The following is a 22,263-nucleotide window of genomic DNA, read 5'->3' as shown; positions in this document are numbered from 1 at the left end:
ATCACCGTCTCTGAAAATGCAATCGACCAGGCGGAGAAACGGTGGTTCCGCTTGGTCGAATATCGGTTCGTGCTGTGGATTTAGACTGTCAGCCGGACGCTTCTAGGCTGCCAGCAATTCATCGGCCGGGCCGAAGAATTCGTAATGGATGCGATCACTGGAAACGCCAAGCGCCCGCAGATCACTGACCATCGACCGCAAGAAGGGCTTTGGACCGCAAATATAGAAGTTCGCCGTATCGATTGGCGTATTTGCTTCCAGCCATCCTCTGGTGATGAAACCATCCTCGTCGTGAGAAAAACCGGCAACATCTCTGGCGGCAGGCTCGCTGTAGAAGGTGCTGACCGCTACCCGGCCGTGCTGCTGGGCAAGCGAACGGACATGCTTGTCCATCGCGTGCGTCGAGCTGTTCATGGCTCCGTGAACGAAATGGGCTTCGACGTCAGGATAATCGCCGGCGATCGCTTCCAGCATGCTGACCATCGGCGTGAGGCCCACGCCGCCTGACAACAGAACCATTTCGCTGGTCGGCTCCTCAGGCAGGTAGAAGTCACCGGCAGGCGGCGTGACCTTCAGCACCGTGCCGACCGCGACGTGATCGTGCAGATAGCGTGAGCCGCCCTTGCCGTTCTCCTCCCGCTTGACCGAGATGCGATAGAAGCCCTGATTTGGTCCGGACGAGATCGAATAGTTCCGCTTCATCTTGCTGCCATCGAGCAGGCAGAGATCGAAAGTCAGATACTGGCCGGCTCGATGAAGCGCGACGCCGTGCCCGTCGACTGGACGCAGGACGAACGATGTCACCACGTCGCTTTCCTTGATTTTTTCGGCAACCCTGAATTCGCGCCAGCCGTTCCAGCCCCCTGCCCGCTTTTCAAGCTCGGCTCGTATCTGCTCCTCTCGTTCGATCAGGGTGTCGGCAAGGAACCAGTAAGCTTCTCCCCAGGCGTTGATCAGTTCCTCGGATACCGCCTCACCCAATACCTCGCGGATTGCCGCCAGCAGTGATTTGGCGACATAGGGATAATGTTCGGAGAGGATATGAAAACCGATGTGTTTATGCGCGATCCTTTCGATGACGGGCAAAAGAGGCGCGAGGTTATCGATGTTCTGCGCATAACCGACGATTGCCGCCGCCAGCGCGTGAACCTGAGAGCCATTTTCACCGTGATTCGCTTGATTGAAGAGCGCCTTGATGTGCTCGTCCTTGAAGAGCAGCCCGTACATCGTCTTCGTTATGTCGCTCGCATGCGCGGCAACCGCCGGAGCACTCTGCTTCACCAGCTCAATGGTGCGTGCCGAAAGTGGATTAGGCATGTTCTTTCCTTTCAATGCTATCAATATGGAGAGGGTCGCGATCGAAGAATTCGATCTGAAATCGAACAGGGCCGTAGAGCTCCAGGTGGTGCTCCACCTCCGGCAAGACTCGGCCGATGTGATCGGGGTTTAAGGGACTCACCGTCTGCCCTGTCACCAGGCGCATGCTGCCCGTCAGAACGCGAATGAGCGCCCAGGCGCCGGACTTGACGCGATGACTTTCGAGAAGTGCTGTTGGCACAGTCGTTTCATCGAAGATCTTTGTTGTCTTGTATGGCCTCGGTCTCGGTGGCGCTGGTTTTTCTGCCTGCAGCTCAAGCATCTCTCCGGTCAGCGCCAGGTTCAGCCGCGAGGCAATCCGCCTCGCCTTGATCTGCATCTCTTGCGCAACAGCGAGAGGCAGCATCTCGTCTGTCGTCTCGCGCCAGATCGCAAGCCAGCGCTCAAACATGGCGGGCTCTATCTTATCAGCATGGATCAGGTGGATCGCGACCGGATTGCCCTTGTATTTGCCAGTCGTGAGCATCAGCGAAGACCAGAATTCAGTCAGTCGCCGCAAATGCTCCGGCCAATCCGCCACCACGGTGAAAACCGGGCCAAGCATCGGGTCGCGCCGGACTTTCTCATAGAACCGCTCCAACACCGGCAGAATTTGGCTCTCTTCCAACTTGGCCGCATCCATCGCGTCACCCCATAATCATGTATCTGGAATGCATGTATGCGCCGCCGATAAAAGATGCTATTTGAATACATCATTTCTTTCTGGGCGTTTTGACGCAGGTGCCATGAAGCTCACACGGTACACCGACTATGCGATCCGCGTGATGATTTACCTCGGATCACACGATGGAGAAATCCGTTCGATCAAGGAGGTCGCTGACGCCTATGAAATCTCCCAGAACCATCTGATGAAGGTGGTTCAGGATCTGGCGAAAGCCGGTTTCGTGGAATCGATCAGGGGTAGAAACGGCGGAATCCGGCTCGGCCGTCCGGCCGCCTCCATCAATCTCGGTCGCCTGCTCAGACATACCGAGGGCCTTGACGATATTCTCGAATGCTCTTCCTGTTCCATCAGAGCCGGCTGCGGCATACCGCCCATCCTGCGAGAGGCGACGGCCGCTTTTGTCGGCGTCTTCGACCGCTACAGCGTTGCCGATATCATTGAACGGAAAGATGTGCTGAGAACGTTCTTTGCCGCAGCATAGGGTATGGACTGCCGAAAGGCTGTCAGCTTTCAGGTGCTTCCGCGCATCTCGACATGCGGCTCGATCAACAGATGACGAGCCTCTTCGCGGCCATCAATCCTGCCGAGCAGCGTCTCCGCCGCTGTTCTGCCGAGTGCCGCGGCGTTCTGGTCCACGCTGGTCAGACCGACAAGCGGAATGGCCGCCATCGGCGAATTGTCGTAGCCAATGATGGCGAGGTCTTCTGGAACCCGTATGCCGCTCATACGCGCGGCATTGATGAGGGGCACGGCATCGAGATCGGACCAGACGAAGACCGCGCGGGGGCGGTCCTTCAACGCCAGAAAATCATTGATTGCCGCCCGACGGTCAGCACCTACCAACGGCAGGCGGATGATGCGGCCTTCCAGCCCCTCCGCCTTCACGCCATCCAGATAACCCTTCTCGCGCTGAAGAGCGACGATGGTCGGCGGCGAGTCGCCGAGGTCGTAGCCGAGCATTGCGATGTCCCGATAACCCCGCTGCAAGGCGGCTTCGACTGCCAGATAGGCGCCCCTGTGGTCATCGGAATTGACGGTGTCGTAGGTCTGGGCATGCGGCTCATGATGGGCAATCACCACAATCGGGATTTGCCTCGAATAGAGCTCAAGGATCTTGCCAGATATTCGCGGGGCGATGATCAGGACGCCGTCCATGCGGTTATCAATCATCGATTCGATCATCGACGCCTCGATCGGGCTTGTGGAACGGCCAATCCCGATCAGCGCCTTGAAACCGCTCTCGGACAAGGTCGCATTGGCCTCCTCGATAACACCCGCCAGGAATGGGTTCGACAATTCGATGACCAGCATACCCACCGTTTGGGTTCGGCCGCGCATAGCCCGCGCCGCGACGGAGGGCCGGTAATTCAGCTTTTCGATCGAGGTCTCGACCTTTGTCCGCAAGATGTCGCTGACGCCGTAAGCGTTGCGAAGGACCTTCGATACCGCAGCAACGGAGACACCGGCATCTTGTGCCACATCGCGGATCGTTATCCGGTCCCTTGTCGCGTTAACGGTCTGATTTTTCATTCCAAATTGCCTCACTCTCAAATCTTGGGAAATTATAGGCACAAAACCTCTTGCGCAGCAATCGATAGTGTAGAATGATATACATAGAACGATACACACTGAGCGACCGCTTGAGGAGATTGGCGGTTGAGGGAGGTTCATATGAAGACTGTTTCGGCCCACGGCATCGCCGGGGAAGACGGCCTTGCCGGCTCTGCTTTCCAGTTTACAGCATCGATGATCGGCCCGACCTGCGATGGCGGCCAGGCAACATCTGGCACGTTCGTTTCGCGCGAATTCGCGCTCGACACCGTCCCTGCGGAAGCAACGCTGCGCATCTCGGCCCTCGGCCTCTATCGCGCCTTCATCAACGGCAACCGTGTCGGCACCGACCTTCTGACGCCCGGCTGGACCTGCTACGATGACCGGATCGCCTATCAGACCTATGACGTCGCGAAGCTCCTGCAGCCCGGCGCCAACCGCATCGAGATCTGGCTCGGCGACGGCTGGTATCGCAGCCAGCTGATGTGGGCTTCCAATCCAATTATCAATTGCTGGGGCGACCGGACGGCGGCGATCGCAGAATTGCGTACCGGCGGTGAAACGCTTCTGAAGACGGATGACAGCTGGAAGAGCGGCTTTACCCCCGTTGTCCGCAACGGGATCTATTATGGCGAGGATTATGACGCCCGCACCCGTCCGCAGGACAGTCACGGCGTCGACGTTCTCTCTTTCGACAAGGCTTTGCTCGTTCCTCACGAGACCGGCGCAGTCAAGGAACTGGCCGGGCTCTCTCCCATCGACCGCTGGACGGAGGCCGATGGTCGGATTGTCTATGATTTCGGACAGAATGCTGGCGCCTATATCCGCCTGCGCCTCAAGGGTGCAGCCGGTGCGCAGGTGCGCGTCGAGCATTCCGAAGTGCTCGGTCCCGACAGCTTCTTCGACAACCGCAATTATCGCAGCGCTCGTGCCGAGCTGATCTATACGCTCTCGGGTGAAGGCGAAGAGGAATACGCACCGCTCTTCACCTTCATGGGCTTCCGCTATGCGCGCATCACCCTGACAGGCCAGGCCGAACTGGTCGCTATTACTATGGTGCCGATTACCTCGGTGCCAACAAGTGCCGGCGGCTTCACATCAGGTGTTGCGGCCGTCAACCGGCTCGTCGACAACACCATCTGGTCGCAACGCTCCAATTTCATCGAAGTGCCGACCGATTGCCCGCAGCGCGATGAACGCCTCGGCTGGACCGGCGATGCCCAGGTCTTTGCCGGAACGGCCTGCTGGCTTGCCGACAGCCAGTCCTTCCTCAGGAAGTATCTTCGCGATGTGGTCCACGACCAGCGTGCCGACGGCGCAGTCCCGCATTTTTCGCCTGATCCGACGCGTCTTCATCCGATCGACGGGCGCGGCGATTGGGCAGGCTCGACCGGCTGGGGCGATGCGATCACCATCATTCCCTGGCAGCTTTACCTGCATTACGGCGACAGCGCCGTATTGGAAGAATGCTTCCCTGCAATGCTTCGCTGGCTCGATTACCTCTGGGGCATCTCGGATGGACCGATCATTCGTCCGCCGGCAGTCTGGGGCGCGCATGGCTTCACCTTCGGCGACTGGCTGCAGCCGGTCGGAGATAACAGGAAGCCACGTCCGACAGTGGCAGACGATTGCGCCGCCACCCTGTATCATTTCATTTCCACCCAGCTGACGGCAAAGATCGCGCGCATTCTGGGTGAGAGCGTCGAAGCAGCAAGGCTCGACAAGCGCGCTGATGAAATCAAGGCGGCGTTCAAGCACGAATTCTTCTCGCCCTCCGGCCGCATTGCCCATAACGACCAGACCTCGTGGTCTTTGGCGTTTCTCTACGACCTCGTCCCGCCGGAATATGAACCGGCTGCCCGCGACTATTTCCGCAGGGTCGCGGAAGAGACAGACGGCGTTATCGGCACAGGCTTCATCGGCACCCCTGCCCTTCTGCCGGCGCTGACCCGGCTCGGCATGCTGGACCTTGCCGAAAAGATGTTCCTCAACCGGAAAGTCCCCGGTTGGCTCTATCAGGTCGAGCGCGGCGCGACGTCGATCTGGGAGCGATGGGATGCGCTCGCCGAGGACGGCACGATCTATGATCCCGACATGAACAGCTACAATCACTACGCCTATGGCGCGGTATGCCAGTGGCTCTTTGAGGATGTCGCCGGCATCAAGCCGCTGGAAGACAATCCCGGCTTCGAGGAAATCGCCTTCGATCCCGCCATCCTGCCTGCTCTCTCGCCGGTTTCGGCCTGGCATGACACGCGCTTTGGCCGTATCGAAGCTGGATGGACCCTGGAGGAGGGGAACGTCACATGCCGTCTCTCACTGCCGCAAGGCGTGACAGCGCGTCTGCAGGGTAGAGACGACCGCAAGTCACTGAAGGCAGACGGCACTCTGATTGAGCAAGGTGAGGAGACCAAGCTCGGTGCGGGAGAACATACGATTACGTTTTCTATCTGATGCGGTTGCTCGCGGATCTTTGATCCGCGGGCAAGCAGCCCAACGCATTCCGGTCTTCAAGAGGAGGAAATGACTATGCGAATGACGAAGTGCAGCATCCTTGCAGCCAGTATTATGGCTCTTGCCGCTGGAGTGGCCCATGCGGATGTAACCCTCAGCGTTCTGATCGACACCAATCCGGAGACGATTGCCTCATTCGATGCGGTTTCCAAAGCCTATATGGAAAAGCACCCCGACGTCACATTTGATGTCGAGCAGCGTGCCGGAGGCTCCGAGGGCGACAACATCATCAAGACCCGGCTCGCCACCGGCGAAATGGCAGATATCTTCCTGTATAATGGCGGCTCCCTCTTTCAGGCTTTGAAGCCGCAGGAAACGATCGCAGATCTTTCCGATCTTCCATCGGAAGCCGGAATTCTCGACAGCTTCAAGAAGGTCGTGACCAGCCCGGACGGCCATGTCCGCGGCCTTCCTTTCGGTCCGGCCATGGGCGGCGGCATCTTCTACAACAGAAAGATCTACGCCGATCTCGGGCTGACGCCGCCGAAGACATGGGCGGAGTTCATGAGCAATAACGAGAAGATCAAGGCGGCCGGCAAGGTTGCCGTGGCGCAGACCTATGGCACGACCTGGACCTCGCAGCTCTTCGTGCTTGCCGACTTCTATAACGTCCAGGCCGAGGTTCCGAATTTCGCGGCCGACTATACCGCCAACAAGATCAAATATGCCAATACGCCAGCTGCCCTGCGCGGTTTCGAACACCTTGAGGAGGTCGCGAAAGGCGGTTTCCTCAACGCGGACTTCGGCGCGGCGACCTTTGACGACGGCATGCGGATGGTGGCCACAGGCGAAGCCGCGCACTATCCGAACCTCACGTTCGGTATCGGCAACATCCAGCAGAATTTCCCTGACAACCTGAAGGATCTGGGCTTCTTCGCTCAGCCTGGAACGGACGCTGCCAAAAACGGCCTGACCGTCTGGATGCCTTCCGCGCTCTATGCTTCCGCAAAGTCCGAAAACCTGGAGGAAGCCAAGAAATTTCTTGATTTCGTCGGCTCCAAGGAAGCCTGCGACCTGATGGCCAAGGCCGTTCCGTCGGGTCCTTACCTCGTCAAGGGATGTGAACTTCCCAAGGACGTTCCGCCGGTCGTTTCCGACATGCTGCCCTATTTCGATACCGAGGGACGCAACGGTCCGGCGCTCGAATTCCTCTCGCCCGTCAAGGGACCGGCGCTTGAGCAGATCACGGTCGAGGTCGGAACCGGCATACGCTCCGCCAAGGATGCGGCCGCCCTCTACGACCAGGATGTCGAGAAGCAGGCCAAGCAGCTCGGCCTGCCGAACTGGTAACCTTCCAGCCGATCCCCCACTCACCTCTTTGAGCCTGAGTGGGGGACGCTTCATGGTGTCCGTATGATAAAACGCAAGTCACCCTATCCCTACTGGTTCGTCCTGCCGGCGGCGGTGATATTCACTGTCCTCTTTCTGGCTCCGACGGTCGCCTCCTTCTGGTTCAGCCTTACGCGCTGGGACCTGTTCACCACGCAGTTCATCGGCCTGGAGAACTACCGGCAATTCTTCCGCGAACCCTTTCTGATCCAGGGCCTGGTCAACACCGTCATCTATGCAGTACTGACCTCAGGCACGAAAACCGTTCTCGGTCTCCTGCTCGCGGTGCTGTTGACCTCCGGCCTTTGGGGACAAGGCCTGCTGCGCACCGTGATTTTCTTTCCGGTTCTGGTATCGACGATCGGCGTCGGCATCACTTTCTCGGTGCTCATGCATCCGACACGCGGGCTGATCAATGTGGCGCTCGCCGCCATTGGCATCCACGGCCCCGGCTGGCTGACCGATCCGGCTCTTGCGCTTTACTCCATCGTCTTCGTCGACCTCTGGAAGGGCATCGGGCTTGCGACCGTGATCTATATTGCCGGGCTCGCATCGATCAGCCCCGACTATTATGAGGCCGCCCGCATCGATGGCGCGACCCGCACCCAGATGTTCTTTCGCGTGACAGTCCCGTTGGTCAAGCCCGCGACGGTGACGGTCGTGACGCTCTCGCTGATCGGTGGCCTCAGAAGCTTCGACCTGATCTGGGCAATGACACGCGGCGGCCCCGGCTTTTCCTCGGATGTGCTCGCAAGCGTCATCTACAAGCAGTACCAGGCGGGCTTCTATGGCCTTTCGACGGCTGGGAATGTCATCCTCTTCCTGCTCATCGGCCTCATTGTCCTGCCGCTGACAGCCTGGTTCAACCGCAAAGAGGTGGATCTATGAGCCGCCGCCAGCTGTATACCGGGATTGCGGCATTGGCCGCCTGCGGCGTGATCTTCGTGCTGCCTTTCATCTTCATCTTCATCACGGCCGCCAAGACGAAACAGGATGCGGCAACGCTGAGATTCAGCTGGCCGGTCGAGTGGCAGCTCTGGCAGAATTTCATGGAGGTCGTGCAGACCCGCAACTATATGCTGCTGCTCGCCTACTTCAACTCGACCGTCATCACGGTGGCCGCCGTCACCCTGCTGGTGTTGTTCGGCGCGATGGTCGGCTATGTACTGCAGCGCCGCCCCTCGCGCTGGAACACGGTCATTTATGGCTGCGTGCTCGCCGGCTTGATGATCCCGCCGGCCATTGTTCCGACCATCTGGGTGCTGCAACTCCTCGGCCTCTTCAAGACCTTGTCCGGCATGGTGCTGATCCAGGTTGCCTATGGTCTCGGCTTCACGGTTCTCCTGTTTCGCAGCTTCATCGCAACGATCCCGCGGGATCTCGATGAGGCTGCCATCATCGACGGGGCAAAGCCATTCCAGATCTTCTTTCGCGTCATCCTGCCGCTCTTAAAGCCGGTCACCGTGACAGTTGTCGTTGTCCAATCGATCGCCATCTTCAACGATTTCACCAACCCGCTCTACTATCTGCCGGGCCGGGAAAACGTCACGGTGCAGCTGACACTCTATAATTTTCAGGGACAATTCCAGACCCAGTTCAACCTGCTGTTCATGAACATTCTTCTGGTGACCATTCCGCCCCTGATCGTCTTCATCTTCTTCAACCGGCAGATCGTTGCAGGCATGACCGCCGGTGCAGTCAAGGGATAAGCCATGACATCAGTTGTTCTCGAAAGTGTCCGCAAGAGCTTCGGCAGCCTGGAGGTCATGAAAGGCGTCGATCTCACCGTAGAGCCGGGCGAATTCTGCGTCTTCGTCGGTCCGTCCGGCTGCGGGAAATCGACCTTGCTGCGCATCATCTCCGGACTGGAGACTCAGACTTCGGGCAAGGTCTTCATCGATAGCAAGGACGTGACCTATGCCGAACCGTCCGAGCGCGGCATCGCCATGGTGTTTCAGTCCTATGCGCTCTATCCGCATCTGACCGTCGCAGAAAACATCGGCTTCGGCCTGTCGCTCGCCAGGCGACCCAAGGCGGAAATCGCCGAAAGGGTGAAGCAGACCGCCGATATCCTGCAGCTGTCGCACCTGCTCGATCGCAAGCCGAAGGCACTATCGGGCGGGCAGCGGCAGCGTGTCGCCATCGGCCGGGCGATTATCCGCAATCCAAAAGTCTTCCTGTTCGATGAGCCGCTGTCGAATCTCGATGCGTCGCTGCGCTCGCAAATGCGCATCGAACTGACCGAGCTTCATGCCAAACTCGGCGCGACCATGATCTACGTCACCCATGATCAGGTCGAGGCGATGACGATGGCCGACAAGATCGTTGTTCTGAACGGCGGGCAGATCGAGCAGGTCGGAACGCCGATGACGCTCTACAACAATCCGGCGAGCCCCTTCGTCGCAGGCTTCATAGGTTCGCCGAAGATGAACCTGTTCGAAGGGGAGATCGCCGCACAGGAGGGGTGCCGGACCTACGGTATCCGGCCCGAGCATATCACGCTCTCGCCGACGGAAGGCAAATGGCAAGGCAAGGTGCGCCATATCGAGAGGCTCGGCGCAGATACGGTCGTCTACCTCGATGTGCCGGAATTGCAGACGCTTGTCGTGCGTACGGACGGCGACCGGCCAGTGACAACAGGTGAAACGCAGTTCGCCTCACCGCTGGCCGGGAAAGAGCACAGGTTCTCCTGATCTCTATCGTACGATGCGGAAGTCGCCCGGTATCTCATCGAGATTTGCCGGCTCCGCTTTCACGTCTGCCACGGAGGAGCCGGCGGGACCGCTCCAGAAACGCTCAAGCATGGAGCCGGTGGCGCCTTGAGAACCAACGATCAAAGCGCTGACCGAGCCGTCGGCCTCGTTCCTGACCCAGCCCGTCAAGCCGAGTTGGAGGGCCTGGCCGCGGGTCCAGGCGCGATAGCCGACGCCTTGCACCCCGCCGGTGATTTGCACACGAAAAGCATCCTGGGTTGCGGTCATCTGAATTCCTCTCCGACAACCAGATGATGTAGCTGCCGGCGCTCTTTGCAAGGGTCATGTTTCCATCGGCGGAAGACGCACCCGTTCAACACGTCTTCTTGCGGGGCCGATCTTGACGATCCGCAGTCAAGCTAGCGCCCGAATACGACTGGACTGACCCTATCCATGCCCGCGATCGGGATCAGCTTTCGAAGGCAAGCTCAGGGCGTCTCAACCAGCGGCGGAGATAGCGCCGATCATCGAACGCATATCCCGCCGAAAATCAGATGGAGACATGCCGGCGATATTGCGGAAGGACTTGTTGAAGGCGCTGATCGAGCCGAAACCGCTGTCCATCGCGATCTGGAGAACGTTCGCTCCTTCGCCCATCAGTTGCGCCTGGGCATGCGAAAGACGCAGCAGATTGATGTATTTGCTGATCGTCATACCCGTCGTCTTCTTGAACAGGTTCATCGCATATTTCGGATGAAGATCGACCGCGCGGGCGATTTCGACGGTATCGATATCCTGCAGGAAATTGCTCGCAATGAAATCGCACATGCGCGCGACGCTGCGGGAAAGATGCGAATTGGGCTGCTCAAGCTCTTCTGTGCTGGTGCCCGGAACCATCAGATATGATTCCAGGGCAATCCGTTCGATGCGCAGGAGCAATTCATCGACGGCATGCTGCGTCTTCCTGACATCATTGGATTTCGCATAGTCATACCAGCGCGGGAAATTTGCCTCATCCGCAGCATCGGTCGCCGATGTCAGCAGGATTTCCCCCTTCATCAAACGGGTACCTATGGTCGGAGGCAGGCGCATCCTGAAAAAATAGACGAGCGGCAGATGCGCGCCCGCATAGAGGGAATCATCTGATGAATCGTCCATCTGATGCGGCTGCCCGCCCCAGAAAAGGCACATCTGGCCGGCTTTGAGGGTAATGTCATGGTCGCTCATGCGATAATGGACGCTGCCACGCATGATGTAATTGACCTCGACCTGGGCATGCCAATGCGGCATCGCCATGACAGGCGGATGGGCATAAAACATCTGCAGCGCCATCGGCATGCCTTCAATCGTGCTGGCACCAGGCTGGTAAACAGGTTTGCCAACGACCTTACTTTCCGCCAATTCCATATTCCCTTTTTATGAGACAGCCGCTCCCGCCGCGCTAAATTAGGCACGTTCGCTCAGCGACGGCAATTGAAAAGGGAGGATTTTCATGCGCTCTAAACTCATCACGGCAACGACAGCGCTTGTGCTGCTTGCATCCGGATCTGCCTATGCGCAGTCCGCTACACTTACCATCTGGAGCTGGAATGTCGCAGCTTCGGCTCTCAAATCGACGGTCGAAGGCTTTAACAAGCAGTTTCCCGACATCAAGGTCGATGTCCAGGATCTCGGCAACCAGCAGGTCTTCGACAAGACGCTCGCCGCCTGCGCTGCCGGCGGCGATGGCCTTCCCGATATCGTCACGATAGAGAATTTCGAGGCGGAGATCTTCTGGAGCCGCTTCCCGGATTGCTTCGCCAATCTGAAGGACCTCGGTTACAACGCCGACATGCAGTCGAAATTCCCCGATTTCAAGCGCACCGAGCTCGAGATCGGCGATGTCGCCTATGCCATGCCGTGGGATTCCGGTCCGGTCACCGTCTTCTATCGTCGCGATTACTACGAAAAGGCCGGTGTAGATCCGAAGTCGATTGCAACCTGGGACGATTTCATTGCCGCCGGCAAGAAGATCTCGGCAGCCAATCCCGGCGTCGTGATGGGCCAGGCCGATTTCAACGGCGACAGCGAATGGTTCCGCATGCTCGCCAACGAACAAGGCTGTGGCTATTTCTCGACCGACGGCCAGTCGATCACCGTCAACCAGCCGGCTTGCGTCCAGACGCTGGAAAAAGTCAAGGCGATGAAGGATGCTGGCACGCTGACGGCAGCAAACTGGGACGAGAAGATCTCCTCCAACACCGCCGGCAAAGTCGCAAGCCAGGTCTTCGGCGGCTGGTATGAAGGCACGATCCGTTCCGGCTCTCCCGATCTGTCGGGCAAGTGGGGTGTCTACGCCATGCCCGGCATGAGCGCAGACAGCCCGCATGCTGCCAACCTCGGCGGCTCCTCGCTCGCCATCAATGCCAATTCGCAGAACAAGGAAGCAGCCTTCAAATATCTGACCTACGCACTCACCACCAATGAGGGCCAGGTCACGATGCTGAAGTCGTTCGGCCTCGTGCCGTCGCTGCTGTCGGCCGTGCAAGATCCCTTCGTCAACGAGCCGCAGCCCTATTGGGGCGGCCAGAAGATCTGGGCCGACATCCTCGCTACCCTGCCGAAGATCGTGCCGAGCCGCGGTACGGCCTTCCAGACGGATGCAGATGCCATCTACAAGACGACGCAGACGAAGTATTTCGCCGGCGGTTATCCCGATGCGAAGGCGGCCCTCGACGATGCCGCCAAGCAGATTGCATCGGCTACCGGTCTTCCGATCGCACAATGAATGGCAAGCCGGGCGCCTAAGCGCCCGGCCTCGCCTGCCGCGGGAGGCGGCTGGCACATTCGTTTCGGTAAGGAGGATTCATGCCGATCAGAAACCGCAGCGCCTATGCGTTCCTTGCGCCCTATCTTCTGGTCTTTGCCGCCTTCTGGGTCTGGCCGATCATCAATTCGTTTCTGATCTCGTTCCAGAACACGCGCATCAATCCGTGGAAATTCAGCCTTCAGGCCAATTGGGGGCGCCTCTTCGCCGACCCGGCCTTCTACAACGCCGTCTATAACACGCTCATCATCCTGGTTATCCAGGTGCCGGTCATGATCACCCTTGCAACGATCATGGCCGTGCTGCTCAATTCGCCGCTTCTGAAAGCACGCGCCATGTTCCGTTTCGCCTTTTTTGCGCCGGTCGTGGTTGGCGAGGTCGCTTATGCGGCGGTCTTCCGGCTGATGTTCAATCTCGATTTCGGCATCATCAACAAGCTGATCGGCGCTGCCGGCCTCTCTCCCGTTTCCTGGTTCGACAATGCCAATGCCGCCATGGTCGTCATCATCATTGCCGTCACCTGGCGATGGGCGGGCTACAATGCCATCATCATCCTGGCCGGCCTGCAATCGATCCCGGAAGATGTCTACGAGGCGGCCACGCTCGACCGCGTCAGCAAGCTGCAACAGTTCTTCCACATCACCCTGCCGCTCCTGAAGCCGATCATTCTTTTCTGCGTGGTCCTGTCCGTCATCGGTACGATGCAGCTCTTTGCCGAACCTTTCCTCATTACCAATAGAGGCGGACCTGGCGGTGGCACGGAGACACTTGGTCTGCTGCTCTATCGCCAAGGCTTTACATCACTGAACTTCGGTTATGCCTCGGCGATCGCCTATACGATGGCAGCGCTCGCAGTCGCGATCTCGCTGCTCAACCTTTGGGTCGGGAGGGAGCCGAAATGAGATCTAAGTCGCAATCGCTTCTCATCCGCCAGATCGCCCTGCACGCCTTCCTGCTGCCGCTCGCAATTATCTGGCTCTTTCCGCTCTGGATGATGTTCGTTTTCTCGACCATGCCCGATTACGGCATCTTCAGCCCGCAGATCGTGCTCTGGCCCTCGACCAATTTCGTTGCGAATTTCCGAAACCTGCAGGCAGACACGAACTTCGTAGGCGCCATGGTGATCTCCATCGTCGTCGCCACCGTCTATACTGCCCTGTCGGTGATGCTGACCTCCATGGCCGGCTGGGCGCTCGCGCGGTACCGTTTCGTCGGCCGTTCGCTGGTCATCGCCATCATCCTCGGCACGATCACCCTGCCCTATTTCGTGGTCGTCATTCCGCAATTCATCATGGTGGCGCGCGACTTCAAGCTCGCCAATACTTGGATCGCCCTCATCGTGCCGCCTCTCTTCAATTCGCTCGGCGTGCTCTTCATGCGGCAGTCTTTCTCGATGATGCCGAATGACCTCTTCGATGCAGCCCGCGTCGAAGGCGTCAAGGAATGGCAGATCTTCCTGCGCATCGCGCTGCCGCTTGCCCGGCCGACCATGGCGGCACTGGCGATCATCCTCTTCCTCGCCTCCTGGAACAATTATCTCTGGCCGCTGCTGATCAATTCGAAGCCCGGCATGATGACCGCTCCGGTGGCGCTCGGCGTGCTGATCGGCCTCACCAAGGTTTCCTGGGGCGGCATCATGGCGGGTGCGGTGCTTTTGACGGCACCGATCCTCGTCGTCTTCGTGGCTCTGCAGCGTCACTTCATCGCCGGCATTGCGGCCGGCGCAATCAAATAATCGAGGGGCCTATGGCAGAGCTTTCACTCAACAATATCGTCAAGCGCTACGGCGCGCTTGAAATCATTCACGGCGCCGATCTGGACGTGAAGGACGGCGAGTTCGTCGTCTTCGTCGGCCCTTCCGGCTGCGGCAAGTCCACGCTGCTGCGCATGATCGCCGGTCTTGAGGATATCACCGGCGGCGAGCTGAAGATCGGCGGCCGTGTCGTCAACGATGTCGAGCCGGCCGACCGTGGCATCGCCATGGTCTTCCAATCCTATGCGCTCTACCCGCATCTGACTGTCGAGGAGAACCTGAGCTTCGGCCTGCGCATGAATGGTAACCCGAAGGCAGACACCGAACGGCGCGTGCGCCATGTCGCGGAGATCCTGCAGATCACGGAATTGATGAAGCGCCGGCCGAAGCAGCTTTCCGGCGGCCAGCGCCAGCGCGTCGCAATCGGCCGCGCCATCGTGCGAGAACCGCAGGTCTTCCTGTTCGACGAACCGCTATCAAACCTTGATGCGGAACTGCGCGTACAGATGCGTGTCGAGATCTCCAGACTGCACAAGCAGCTCGGCACGACGATGATCTATGTGACACACGACCAGACGGAGGCGATGACGCTCGCCGACAAGATTGTCGTTCTGCGCGCCGGCAGTATCGAACAGATCGGCGCGCCGCTCGACCTCTATGACGATCCGGCTAACCAGTTCGTCGCCGGCTTCGTTGGTTCGCCGAAGATGAATTTCCTCAAGGCCGAGGTGGCCGAGGTCCAGGCGGGCAAGGCGACAGTCGCGCTCGCGGACGACAGAATGGTGCGCCTCACGGTACCATTGCACGATCCGTCCATCACATCGGGGACATCAGTCACGCTCGGCATCCGGCCAGAGCATTTTGGCGAGGCGGGTCAGGGAGAAGCGGATCTGACGGTTGCCGTCGATGTCGCCGAGCACCTCGGCAATACCAGCTACATCTACGCAAACTTTGGCGGTGAGCAGCTCATCATCGAACAGCCGGAATCCCGCAGCCTCGGCAAGACCGAGCGGCTGACGGTGTCGCTGTCCGCCGCCCGCACCTTCCTGTTCGATGCAGCCGGCAAGCGGCTCCGATAACGCAATCCCAAGACCGAAAGACGAAAGAGGATAGTCATGACTTCAGATAATCCGATCCGCTGGGGCATTATCGGCCCCGGCACCATCGCCCGCACTTTTGCCGATGGCGTCGCGCATTCGCGCACCGGCAAACTCGTGGCGATCGCCACCCGCAATCCCGACAAGCCAGGCCTTGCCGATGGCTTTCCAGGTGCGCGTATCGTCAAGGGTTATGAAGCGCTGTTGGCCGACAAGGAGGTCGACGCGATCTATATCGCCACGCCCCATACCGGGCATGCCGAATGGGCCATCAAGGCAATCCGCGCCGGCAAACATGTGCTGGTCGAAAAGCCGATCGCTCTCTCGGCCTATGATGCCGAGGCGATCTATTACGAGGCGAAGAAGGCTGGCGTCTTTGCCGGCGAAGCCTTCATGTATCGTGTGCATCCGCAGACCGAGAAACTGGTCGAGCTCATCAAGAGCGGCACGATCGGCGAAATCCGCATCATCCGCTCCAGCTTCGGCTTCAGCATGGGCACCTACAAGCCGGAACACCGCCTTTTTGCCAACGAAACGGCTGGCGGTGGCATTCTCGATGTCGGCGGCTATCCCGTTTCCATGGCCCGGTTGATTGCCGGTGCAGTGGCCGGCAAACCATTCCTCGATCCGGAGAAGGTTTCGGGTGTCGCTCATCTCGGCCAGTCCGGCGTCGACGAATGGGCGTCGGCCGTGCTCAAATTCCCGAACGAGATCATCGCTGAGGTCTCGTGCTCGATCATGGCGCAGCAGGACAATGTGCTGCGCATCATCGGGTCTGCGGGCCGCATCGAAGTCAACGATTTCTGGTTCGCCTCCGGCCACAAGGGCGGCGTCGGCAAGATCGAGATCTTCAGGAGCGGCGAGCAGGAGACGATCGAAGTCAAGGAAGACCGCTGGCTCTACTCGTTCGAAGCGGACGCTGCCGGTGACGCGATCCGCGCGGGCGAGCTGGAATTCCGCTCACCGGGCATGAGCTGGGCGGATTCGATCAACAATCTCAAGGTGCTCGACCAGTGGCGCGCTTCGGTTGGTCTCGAATATGGCGTCGAGAAAGCCGCAAAGCGCACCCTGAACATTGCCGGCGGCACTGTCCGGCGCGGCAACTCCATTCCGCAGCGCCAGATTCCCGGCATTTCCAAGCCGGCCTCGGTCGTCACCCTCGGCTTCGAATTCTTCCCGAATTTCGCGGCCGCCTCGCTGACGCTCGATACCTTCTATGAAGCCGGCGGCAATGTCTTCGATACCGCCTTCGTCTATGGCGGCGGCAAGACGGAGGCTATCTTCGGCGACTGGCATACGAGCCGGCAGGTTCCACGCGAGGAGATCGTGCTGATCGGCAAGGGCGTCCACTCGCCGCTCTGCTATCCCGATGTCATCAGCAAGCAGCTCGATCAGTCTCTCAACCGGCTGAAGACCGACTATATCGATATCTACTTCATGCATCGCGATAACACTGACGTGCCGGTCGGCGAATTCGTCGATGCCATGGATGCCGAGGTCAAGCGCGGCCGCATCCGCGGCATCTTCGGCGGCTCGAACTGGACGCGTGAGCGTTTTGACGAGGCGATCGCCTATGCGAAGAAGAACGGGAAGCAAGCACCTGCCGCCCTTTCCAATAACTTCTCGCTCGCCGAAATGCTCGATCCGATCTGGGCCGGCTGCGTTGCCGCCTCGGACGATGAGTGGAAAAAGTGGTTGAACGAAAAGCAGATCCCGAACTTCGCCTGGTCGAGCCAGGGTCGTGGCTTCTTCACCGACCGTGCCGGCCGCGACAAGCGCGATGACGAGGAGATTGTTCGCTGCTGGTATTCGGATCGTAATTTCGAGCGGCGTGACCGAGCAATCGCGCTTGCCAAAGAGCTTGGCCGGCATCCGATCCACATTGCGCTTGCCTATGTCATCGCCCAGCCGTTTCCCGTCATCCCGCTGATCGGACCGCGCACGATCGCCGAGCTGGAAGACAGCCTTTCGGCGCTCAATATCAGGCTGACGCCCGAACAGGTGAAGTGGCTGGAAGGCTGATTGCCTCGTCCAGAGGGTACGTGACGACATGCGGCAGGCCTCAACGCCTGCCGCTTTTCTGTTGCGCGACGGCGCAGCGGCCATGACAACTAATCCGTCGGTGTTGCATTCTCGCCATTGCCCTCAACCATAGGTCATCTAGTGTGTGACCGCACGAGGGAGCAAAGCGATGACGCGAACGGTTTGGCCGAAGGAAGCGCTGACGTCGGAGACAATGAATTTTCTCGACGGCATTCATCAGGAATGGTGCGCGGCCGCGCGTTGCAGCCGTAGCAGCAATCTCGGAATGGTAAAGGCGAAAGCTCTGGTCGACTGGTTCGAATTCGGTGTGCGGGATCGCGAAGAGTTGCTCGGCCTGCTGTCGGAAGATTTTTCCGGCGCCGCCTGAGGCGCCCCACTTGTTTTTGTCGTATTGGCGCTACCTCACTCTGAACGATGCCATGAGGAGACGCCCTTGCGTAAACATCTAGTATTATTCGGCATTATCCTCTCTCCGGCGGCAGCTTTCGCGCAATCCCCGGATCTGGAAGCAACATGCCAATCAGTCGCCAAGGGCTTCTTCATGAGCGATCAGCTTTCGATCGGCACGGTTCAATCCTTCCCGGAACTCAAGCCACCGGGTGTTCGCATGACCTATTCGACGCGATCGGGAACAGCGCCGGGCGAGATGACCGATACGTTCGAATGCGAATTCGACAAAGTTGACAAGCCGCATCATCTTGCGCGGTTCTGCGTATCGAACACCTGTTATTCGCCAGGTGAAGATGATGCCGATCGAAAACGCCGCTTCGAGGAAGCCCGAATTCTGCTGGAGCGAACCGAGAAATAATCTACCTATGCGCGACTAGTGTCGCGTAAGAATGTCACCGCTCTCACCCGCGCCCTGCAACAGAGCCGCATCGTCGCGATCGTCGTCATCCATCAACTCCTGCATCGTCTCGTTCGCAGGAACACCGGCATTCGTTCGAGATTCCGGCGCAGAGTTCAAATGAGGGCGCCTCCAGGTCGCTCCGGCCGGCTGGCAGGAGCGATATGGCGGAGCCAAGGAATTTTCTCGGCTATCAGAATTTCTCGGTCGTATCGGCCTTGCCCTTGACCCAGTAGCCCGAGGCCTTGATCCAGCTCAGCGGATAGTCGCGCTCTTCGACGAGATAGGCACGGATTGCCCGCACCACCGACGCTTCGGCTGCAATCCAGACGAAGGTCTGGGGAACGATGTCGATACCTGCCAGGGCAGCAATCAGTGGCTCGGCATTCGTCGCATCAGAGAGAGGACGGTAAACCCAACGCGTTGTGAGCGCTGCAGCTGTGTCAAAGGATTGTTCTTCTTCAGGGCCTGCGACTGCGGCGATTGCCACAATGGTCGTATCGGCCCCGCTCTCCTCGATGCGCCGGCCGATGGCGGGCAAAGCCGTCTCGTCGCCGACCAAAAGCCATGTCTTCACACTCCCGGCAACCACGGCTGAGCCGCGCGGGCCACCGATCTCAAGAGAAGTGCCGACCTTGGCGTCGATTGCCCATTGCGTGACCGGACCGGCCTCGTGCAGGGCGAAGTCGATCGTCAGGCTGCGGGCAGCGTTATCATAGCGGCGCGGCGTGTAGTCCCGACGTTCCTCGGCGCCATCGGCGCCGTGCACGATGATCTTGATGTGATCGTCATGTGCAAGGCTGGTGAAATCGGCGAGGTCTTCGCCCGTCAGCACGATGCGCCGCATGCCGGGCGTGATATCGGCCACGCTTTCAACCGTCAGCAAACGGCGGCGCAATTCATGGCGAACCCGTTCGATAATAGGCGCAGGGAACGGGTGGTTTGTGGATTGGTTGCTATCCATCATGTCCTTCCGGGGCTTTGGGAAACGATCCGCAGGACACAGTCGCGCAGATCGAAGCCGCAAAGCCGTTCGATCATACGCGTTGAGTGACGTTAACGCTTACGTGGCGGAGCGTCTCCAGCCAATGACGATCCTTCTTTAGCGAAGGCCGGAACGAGACGCAATAAAAACTTGAGTTTTCATCTCCATTTTTGAGTGTTACCCGAACCCCAAAATCGACCCGCAACCCTAAAGTTGTCGGATGCAAAATTTTCACACGCGATCGGTATGGTTCTTGCAACGTTACCAATATCCTTACGTTGGGGAGACCAAGTGTAATGGAATGGAACACATACGAGCGCTTCCCCCCTCTTGTGCTGATGCTGGGTGGCCGGGAAAAATACAGGGTCCTCAGAACGTTGAGAGACGCCGCTGAGGTTTTGATAACGGACTGGCCGTCGGAAGACGGCGAGGAATATGTCGTGGCCGTCAAGGCCTGCGTCGATGCGATCAGCGGACAGATCGATGTTGGCGAACTGCAGGACGCCATTCGCCGTGCGGCAGCTGAAGCCGGCATTGCGATCTTGACCGTTGTGCACTGAGGCCTGTCGCCCGCGGCTAGGGCCGCGGGAGTGACGAAGGAAGCTTGCCGTCTTGCCTGAAAACCGCGACGATGTCGCCAGGCAAGGTTTGGCGATGATGAGATGCGGCATAGGCTTAGTGGCTGCGGCGCTGGTTTCCGCAGCGTGGGTTATCGTGGCGGCCGCGGCCAGCGCCGCCGAGCCATCCGCTCCCGAAGCGGCTTGCCTCTACCAGGGGGACGCCGGTGACGGGCAAACGCTCTGCATTCGAAAAGATCACTTCAATGCCGATCTCTGCACGGTCATGGACCGTTTCGCAGCGATCCATAACATCCCACCTGCCTTCTTCGCCCGGCTGATCTGGCGCGAAAGCCTGTTCCGCCCAGAAGCGGTCAGCCCGAAGGGCGCGGAGGGGATTGCCCAATTCATGCCGGGCACTGCTCGGCTGAGGGCATTGGAAAACAGCTTCGACGTCGTCCAGGCGCTCAAAGCGTCGTCCAGCTACCTCGACGAACTCAGGCTTCGTTTCGGCAATCTCGGACTTGCTGCCGCTGCCTATAATGCCGGTGAATCCGGCCTCAGCCGGTTTCTCTCCTCCGACCGCCTGCCGATCGAGACCCGCGACTATGTGTTCGCGATTACCGGGCAGACCGTCGAGACCTGGCGGGACAGCCCTCCGGAGACCGCTGCGCCGGAGCTGCGGGACGGCATGCCGTTCCGTGACGCATGCATAGCGCTTGCCGAAACCCGACAAATGAATGAACCGGTCCTGACCGGATCGGCCGACTGGGCGCCGTGGGGCGTACAGCTTGCCGCCCATTACAATCCGTCCGTGGCCGACCGGCTCTTCACCATATCACTCACAAAGCTTCCCGAACCGCTGAACGCCGAGCGCGCCTTGATCGTGCGCCAGAGGGGCGGAAACTTCGGCTATCGCCCGCGCTATGCCGCGAGAATCGGCCGTGAGACACGCGCCGAAGCCACCAAGCTCTGCAGCACGATCCGCGCTGCCGGTGTTGCCTGCACGGTCTTCCGGAATCGCTGACCCGAAGCGCATCGCGGCTCGCCCTATCCGACAGTTTAGTGCCGAAGTGCCGCCGGGCTTGCTACTTTCGCCAAACCAAGCATCAAGGGGATTGAAATGATCAAAGCTGCCGAAGCTGCCAACAAGCCTAACGACACCGACGCCTCCGAACAGGAGCAGGACGATTTTCTCGAGGAGTCGCTTGAGGAAACATTTCCGGCAAGCGATCCGATCGCACCCGGTCGCCCGTGGCGGGAGCCGTCAAAGGATAGCCCTTCCACCTGATGGATCATGATCGATGACCGCCAATACCGGTCTAGTATCCGCCGTCGCCCAAATAGAATAAGGCGTCTGCCGGGGGAGGAGATCCAGCAGACGCCTTTTATGACGCGTGGCGACGGGAGGAGGATGCCGCCACGTAGACGCTGGGAGGAGGTAAGCCGCGTCTCATACAAAGCGACGAGGGAGGAGTTTCATCGCTTCGTTGAACCAGAATATAGGCCGGTCCCTGCCAGTCTTCTAGGCACATATTTGCAAAGCTGCCATGCGCTATGCGTCAGAAGAAGGGCTCATATGACGCAAAAACGCGCCCGCCTTCATCAGGCGAGCGCGTTTGGCATTCATTAGGAACTGGTCTTAGCGGCCGACAGCGGCGCGTGCAACGTCGCGGATATCGCCGCGAGCAATGCCCAGGTCGTTCAGTTCGCGGCTCGACATACGGCCAAGCTCAGTAACGGTTTGACGATACTTGCGCCAGTTGTTGAAGGTGCGTGCAATGTTCATTGTAATCCCCTTTCCGTGGGTCCAGCGACAGCTGCCAGGTAGCGGCGCTTCGTTCGCTTTGATGAGAAATATATAATATGGGGTTGCAAGAATGAGTAGCGTTCAGACTACAGCTCACCTATGCACAAAACGCATGACGAAGCAGACTAATGGCCTCTTCTGAGGCAGTTTCCTATCCGTGAGTATAGTTGAAGGCGGCCCGCCGAAGGCCCACGTGATCCCTACGATCCTCCAAAACCGATCAGGGGCACATTCGAT

Annotated in this window: 23 protein-coding genes; 16 read left to right on the top strand and 7 right to left on the bottom strand. The window is 59.1% G+C overall.

From position 1 onward, the window contains the following. Positions 1 to 102: 102 nt before the first annotated feature. Together hmpA and PMI11_RS37095 are read right to left on the bottom strand one after the other, a co-directional pair. Positions 103 to 1,317, bottom strand: a complete 1,215-nt coding sequence (hmpA, locus tag PMI11_RS26310; protein WP_007823378.1) for an NO-inducible flavohemoprotein — start codon at positions 1,315 to 1,317, stop codon at positions 103 to 105. Beyond that, the gene (locus PMI11_RS37095; protein ID WP_007823376.1) at positions 1,310 to 1,999 is read right to left on the bottom strand and encodes a DUF1971 domain-containing protein; all 690 of its coding nucleotides are present in this window, start codon (positions 1,997 to 1,999) and stop codon (positions 1,310 to 1,312) included. Before PMI11_RS37095 ends, hmpA begins: the two co-directional genes overlap by 8 nt. A 103-nt stretch (positions 2,000 to 2,102) precedes the next feature. Between PMI11_RS37095 and PMI11_RS26300 the strand changes: the two genes are divergently transcribed. Next, the gene (locus PMI11_RS26300; RefSeq protein WP_007823374.1) at positions 2,103 to 2,522 is read left to right on the top strand and encodes an RrF2 family transcriptional regulator; all 420 of its coding nucleotides are present in this window, start codon (positions 2,103 to 2,105) and stop codon (positions 2,520 to 2,522) included. 29 nt (positions 2,523 to 2,551) lie between these two features. Here the strand turns inward: PMI11_RS26300 and PMI11_RS26295 are convergent, their stop codons facing one another. Further along, entirely contained in the window at positions 2,552 to 3,571 is a 1,020-nt protein-coding gene (locus PMI11_RS26295; RefSeq protein WP_007823372.1) for a LacI family DNA-binding transcriptional regulator, read from the bottom strand. A gap of 141 nt (positions 3,572 to 3,712) precedes the next feature. On the opposite strand from PMI11_RS26295, the gene PMI11_RS26290 reads away from it, so the two are divergent. The 5 genes from PMI11_RS26290 to PMI11_RS26270 all read left to right on the top strand — a co-directional run bounded on the left by PMI11_RS26290 (position 3,713) and on the right by PMI11_RS26270 (position 10,128). After that, a complete protein-coding gene (locus PMI11_RS26290; protein ID WP_007823371.1) occupies positions 3,713 to 6,046 on the top strand; it encodes an alpha-L-rhamnosidase in 2,334 nt (777 codons plus the stop codon). 75 nt (positions 6,047 to 6,121) lie between these two features. After that, entirely contained in the window at positions 6,122 to 7,396 is a 1,275-nt protein-coding gene (locus PMI11_RS26285) for an ABC transporter substrate-binding protein (RefSeq protein ID WP_007823370.1), read from the top strand. A 63-nt stretch (positions 7,397 to 7,459) separates the two neighbouring features. Beyond that, positions 7,460 to 8,323, top strand: coding sequence for a carbohydrate ABC transporter permease (locus tag PMI11_RS26280; protein WP_007823368.1), 864 nt, complete (start codon positions 7,460 to 7,462; stop codon positions 8,321 to 8,323). Then, positions 8,320 to 9,144, top strand: a complete 825-nt coding sequence (locus PMI11_RS26275; RefSeq protein ID WP_007823366.1) for a carbohydrate ABC transporter permease — start codon at positions 8,320 to 8,322, stop codon at positions 9,142 to 9,144. Before PMI11_RS26280 ends, PMI11_RS26275 begins: the two co-directional genes overlap by 4 nt. Positions 9,145 to 9,147: 3 nt before the next feature. Then, positions 9,148 to 10,128, top strand: a complete 981-nt coding sequence (locus PMI11_RS26270; protein ID WP_007823364.1) for an ABC transporter ATP-binding protein — start codon at positions 9,148 to 9,150, stop codon at positions 10,126 to 10,128. Between the two features lie 3 nt (positions 10,129 to 10,131). Here the strand turns inward: PMI11_RS26270 and PMI11_RS26265 are convergent, their stop codons facing one another. Together PMI11_RS26265 and PMI11_RS26260 are read right to left on the bottom strand one after the other, a co-directional pair. Then, positions 10,132 to 10,416, bottom strand: coding sequence for an acylphosphatase (locus tag PMI11_RS26265; RefSeq protein WP_007823362.1), 285 nt, complete (start codon positions 10,414 to 10,416; stop codon positions 10,132 to 10,134). A 210-nt stretch (positions 10,417 to 10,626) separates the two neighbouring features. Further along, positions 10,627 to 11,535 carry a helix-turn-helix domain-containing protein gene (locus PMI11_RS26260; RefSeq protein ID WP_037072188.1) on the bottom strand — a complete coding sequence of 303 codons (909 nt, stop codon included), beginning with the start codon at positions 11,533 to 11,535 and terminating at the stop codon, positions 10,627 to 10,629. Positions 11,536 to 11,620: 85 nt separating this feature from the next. Between PMI11_RS26260 and PMI11_RS26255 the strand changes: the two genes are divergently transcribed. The 7 genes from PMI11_RS26255 (at position 11,621) to PMI11_RS26225 (ending at position 18,635) form a co-directional block, all read left to right on the top strand. Further along, positions 11,621 to 12,895 (top strand): ABC transporter substrate-binding protein, encoded by a 1,275-nt coding sequence (locus tag PMI11_RS26255; protein WP_007823358.1) that lies wholly within the window; start codon positions 11,621 to 11,623, stop codon positions 12,893 to 12,895. An 80-nt stretch (positions 12,896 to 12,975) separates the two neighbouring features. Next, entirely contained in the window at positions 12,976 to 13,836 is an 861-nt protein-coding gene (locus PMI11_RS26250) for a carbohydrate ABC transporter permease (protein ID WP_007823356.1), read from the top strand. Then, complete coding sequence (locus PMI11_RS26245; protein ID WP_007823355.1) at positions 13,833 to 14,669, top strand: carbohydrate ABC transporter permease; 837 nt, start codon at positions 13,833 to 13,835, stop codon at positions 14,667 to 14,669. Before PMI11_RS26250 ends, PMI11_RS26245 begins: the two co-directional genes overlap by 4 nt. 11 nt (positions 14,670 to 14,680) lie before the next feature. Next, on the top strand, positions 14,681 to 15,766 hold the full coding sequence (gene ugpC, locus PMI11_RS26240) for an ABC transporter ATP-binding protein (RefSeq protein WP_007823354.1): 1,086 nt from the start codon (positions 14,681 to 14,683) through the stop codon (positions 15,764 to 15,766). Positions 15,767 to 15,802: 36 nt separating this feature from the next. After that, entirely contained in the window at positions 15,803 to 17,806 is a 2,004-nt protein-coding gene (locus tag PMI11_RS26235; protein ID WP_007823353.1) for an aldo/keto reductase, read from the top strand. 169 nt (positions 17,807 to 17,975) lie between these two features. Beyond that, the gene (locus PMI11_RS26230) at positions 17,976 to 18,194 is read left to right on the top strand and encodes a hypothetical protein (RefSeq protein ID WP_007823352.1); all 219 of its coding nucleotides are present in this window, start codon (positions 17,976 to 17,978) and stop codon (positions 18,192 to 18,194) included. Positions 18,195 to 18,260: 66 nt separating this feature from the next. Continuing rightward, positions 18,261 to 18,635 carry a hypothetical protein gene (locus PMI11_RS26225; protein WP_007823350.1) on the top strand — a complete coding sequence of 125 codons (375 nt, stop codon included), beginning with the start codon at positions 18,261 to 18,263 and terminating at the stop codon, positions 18,633 to 18,635. Between the two features lie 232 nt (positions 18,636 to 18,867). Here PMI11_RS26225 and PMI11_RS26215 read toward each other — a convergent pair whose 3' ends face one another. Then, the gene (locus PMI11_RS26215; RefSeq protein ID WP_037072187.1) at positions 18,868 to 19,638 is read right to left on the bottom strand and encodes a siderophore-interacting protein; all 771 of its coding nucleotides are present in this window, start codon (positions 19,636 to 19,638) and stop codon (positions 18,868 to 18,870) included. Between the two features lie 317 nt (positions 19,639 to 19,955). On the opposite strand from PMI11_RS26215, the gene PMI11_RS26210 reads away from it, so the two are divergent. From PMI11_RS26210 to PMI11_RS37780, 3 genes are all read left to right on the top strand, one after another. Then, positions 19,956 to 20,219, top strand: coding sequence for a DUF982 domain-containing protein (locus tag PMI11_RS26210; RefSeq protein ID WP_007823346.1), 264 nt, complete (start codon positions 19,956 to 19,958; stop codon positions 20,217 to 20,219). A gap of 97 nt (positions 20,220 to 20,316) precedes the next feature. Further along, positions 20,317 to 21,243, top strand: coding sequence for a lytic transglycosylase domain-containing protein (locus PMI11_RS26205; RefSeq protein ID WP_051034653.1), 927 nt, complete (start codon positions 20,317 to 20,319; stop codon positions 21,241 to 21,243). A 96-nt stretch (positions 21,244 to 21,339) separates the two neighbouring features. Continuing rightward, on the top strand, positions 21,340 to 21,507 hold the full coding sequence (locus tag PMI11_RS37780) for a hypothetical protein (protein WP_007823341.1): 168 nt from the start codon (positions 21,340 to 21,342) through the stop codon (positions 21,505 to 21,507). 351 nt (positions 21,508 to 21,858) lie between these two features. Here the strand turns inward: PMI11_RS37780 and PMI11_RS36780 are convergent, their stop codons facing one another. Further along, on the bottom strand, positions 21,859 to 22,005 hold the full coding sequence (locus tag PMI11_RS36780; RefSeq protein ID WP_007823339.1) for a DUF1127 domain-containing protein: 147 nt from the start codon (positions 22,003 to 22,005) through the stop codon (positions 21,859 to 21,861). Positions 22,006 to 22,263: the final 258 nt, after the last annotated feature.

This window comes from Rhizobium sp. CF142 (assembly GCF_000281145.1).
Taxonomy (GTDB): domain Bacteria; phylum Pseudomonadota; class Alphaproteobacteria; order Rhizobiales; family Rhizobiaceae; genus Rhizobium.
This window is presented reverse-complemented; position numbering and strand designations above follow the sequence as displayed.

Bases quoted from the DNA above. Each gene is read 5' to 3' on its own strand.
- hmpA (WP_007823378.1), bottom strand. From the start codon at position 1,317: ATGCCTAATCCACTTTCGGCACGCACCATTGAGCTGGTGAAGCAGAGT.
- PMI11_RS37095 (WP_007823376.1), bottom strand. From the start codon at position 1,999: ATGGATGCGGCCAAGTTGGAAGAGAGCCAAATTCTGCCGGTGTTGGAG.
- PMI11_RS26300 (WP_007823374.1), top strand. From the start codon at position 2,103: ATGAAGCTCACACGGTACACCGACTATGCGATCCGCGTGATGATTTAC.
- PMI11_RS26295 (WP_007823372.1), bottom strand. From the start codon at position 3,571: ATGAAAAATCAGACCGTTAACGCGACAAGGGACCGGATAACGATCCGC.
- PMI11_RS26290 (WP_007823371.1), top strand. From the start codon at position 3,713: ATGAAGACTGTTTCGGCCCACGGCATCGCCGGGGAAGACGGCCTTGCC.
- PMI11_RS26285 (WP_007823370.1), top strand. From the start codon at position 6,122: ATGCGAATGACGAAGTGCAGCATCCTTGCAGCCAGTATTATGGCTCTT.
- PMI11_RS26280 (WP_007823368.1), top strand. From the start codon at position 7,460: ATGATAAAACGCAAGTCACCCTATCCCTACTGGTTCGTCCTGCCGGCG.
- PMI11_RS26275 (WP_007823366.1), top strand. From the start codon at position 8,320: ATGAGCCGCCGCCAGCTGTATACCGGGATTGCGGCATTGGCCGCCTGC.
- PMI11_RS26270 (WP_007823364.1), top strand. From the start codon at position 9,148: ATGACATCAGTTGTTCTCGAAAGTGTCCGCAAGAGCTTCGGCAGCCTG.
- PMI11_RS26265 (WP_007823362.1), bottom strand. From the start codon at position 10,416: ATGACCGCAACCCAGGATGCTTTTCGTGTGCAAATCACCGGCGGGGTG.
- PMI11_RS26260 (WP_037072188.1), bottom strand. From the start codon at position 11,535: ATGGAATTGGCGGAAAGTAAGGTCGTTGGCAAACCTGTTTACCAGCCT.
- PMI11_RS26255 (WP_007823358.1), top strand. From the start codon at position 11,621: ATGCGCTCTAAACTCATCACGGCAACGACAGCGCTTGTGCTGCTTGCA.
- PMI11_RS26250 (WP_007823356.1), top strand. From the start codon at position 12,976: ATGCCGATCAGAAACCGCAGCGCCTATGCGTTCCTTGCGCCCTATCTT.
- PMI11_RS26245 (WP_007823355.1), top strand. From the start codon at position 13,833: ATGAGATCTAAGTCGCAATCGCTTCTCATCCGCCAGATCGCCCTGCAC.
- ugpC (WP_007823354.1), top strand. From the start codon at position 14,681: ATGGCAGAGCTTTCACTCAACAATATCGTCAAGCGCTACGGCGCGCTT.
- PMI11_RS26235 (WP_007823353.1), top strand. From the start codon at position 15,803: ATGACTTCAGATAATCCGATCCGCTGGGGCATTATCGGCCCCGGCACC.
- PMI11_RS26230 (WP_007823352.1), top strand. From the start codon at position 17,976: ATGACGCGAACGGTTTGGCCGAAGGAAGCGCTGACGTCGGAGACAATG.
- PMI11_RS26215 (WP_037072187.1), bottom strand. From the start codon at position 19,638: ATGGATAGCAACCAATCCACAAACCACCCGTTCCCTGCGCCTATTATC.
- PMI11_RS26210 (WP_007823346.1), top strand. From the start codon at position 19,956: ATGGAATGGAACACATACGAGCGCTTCCCCCCTCTTGTGCTGATGCTG.
- PMI11_RS26205 (WP_051034653.1), top strand. From the start codon at position 20,317: ATGAGATGCGGCATAGGCTTAGTGGCTGCGGCGCTGGTTTCCGCAGCG.
- PMI11_RS37780 (WP_007823341.1), top strand. From the start codon at position 21,340: ATGATCAAAGCTGCCGAAGCTGCCAACAAGCCTAACGACACCGACGCC.
- PMI11_RS36780 (WP_007823339.1), bottom strand. From the start codon at position 22,005: ATGAACATTGCACGCACCTTCAACAACTGGCGCAAGTATCGTCAAACC.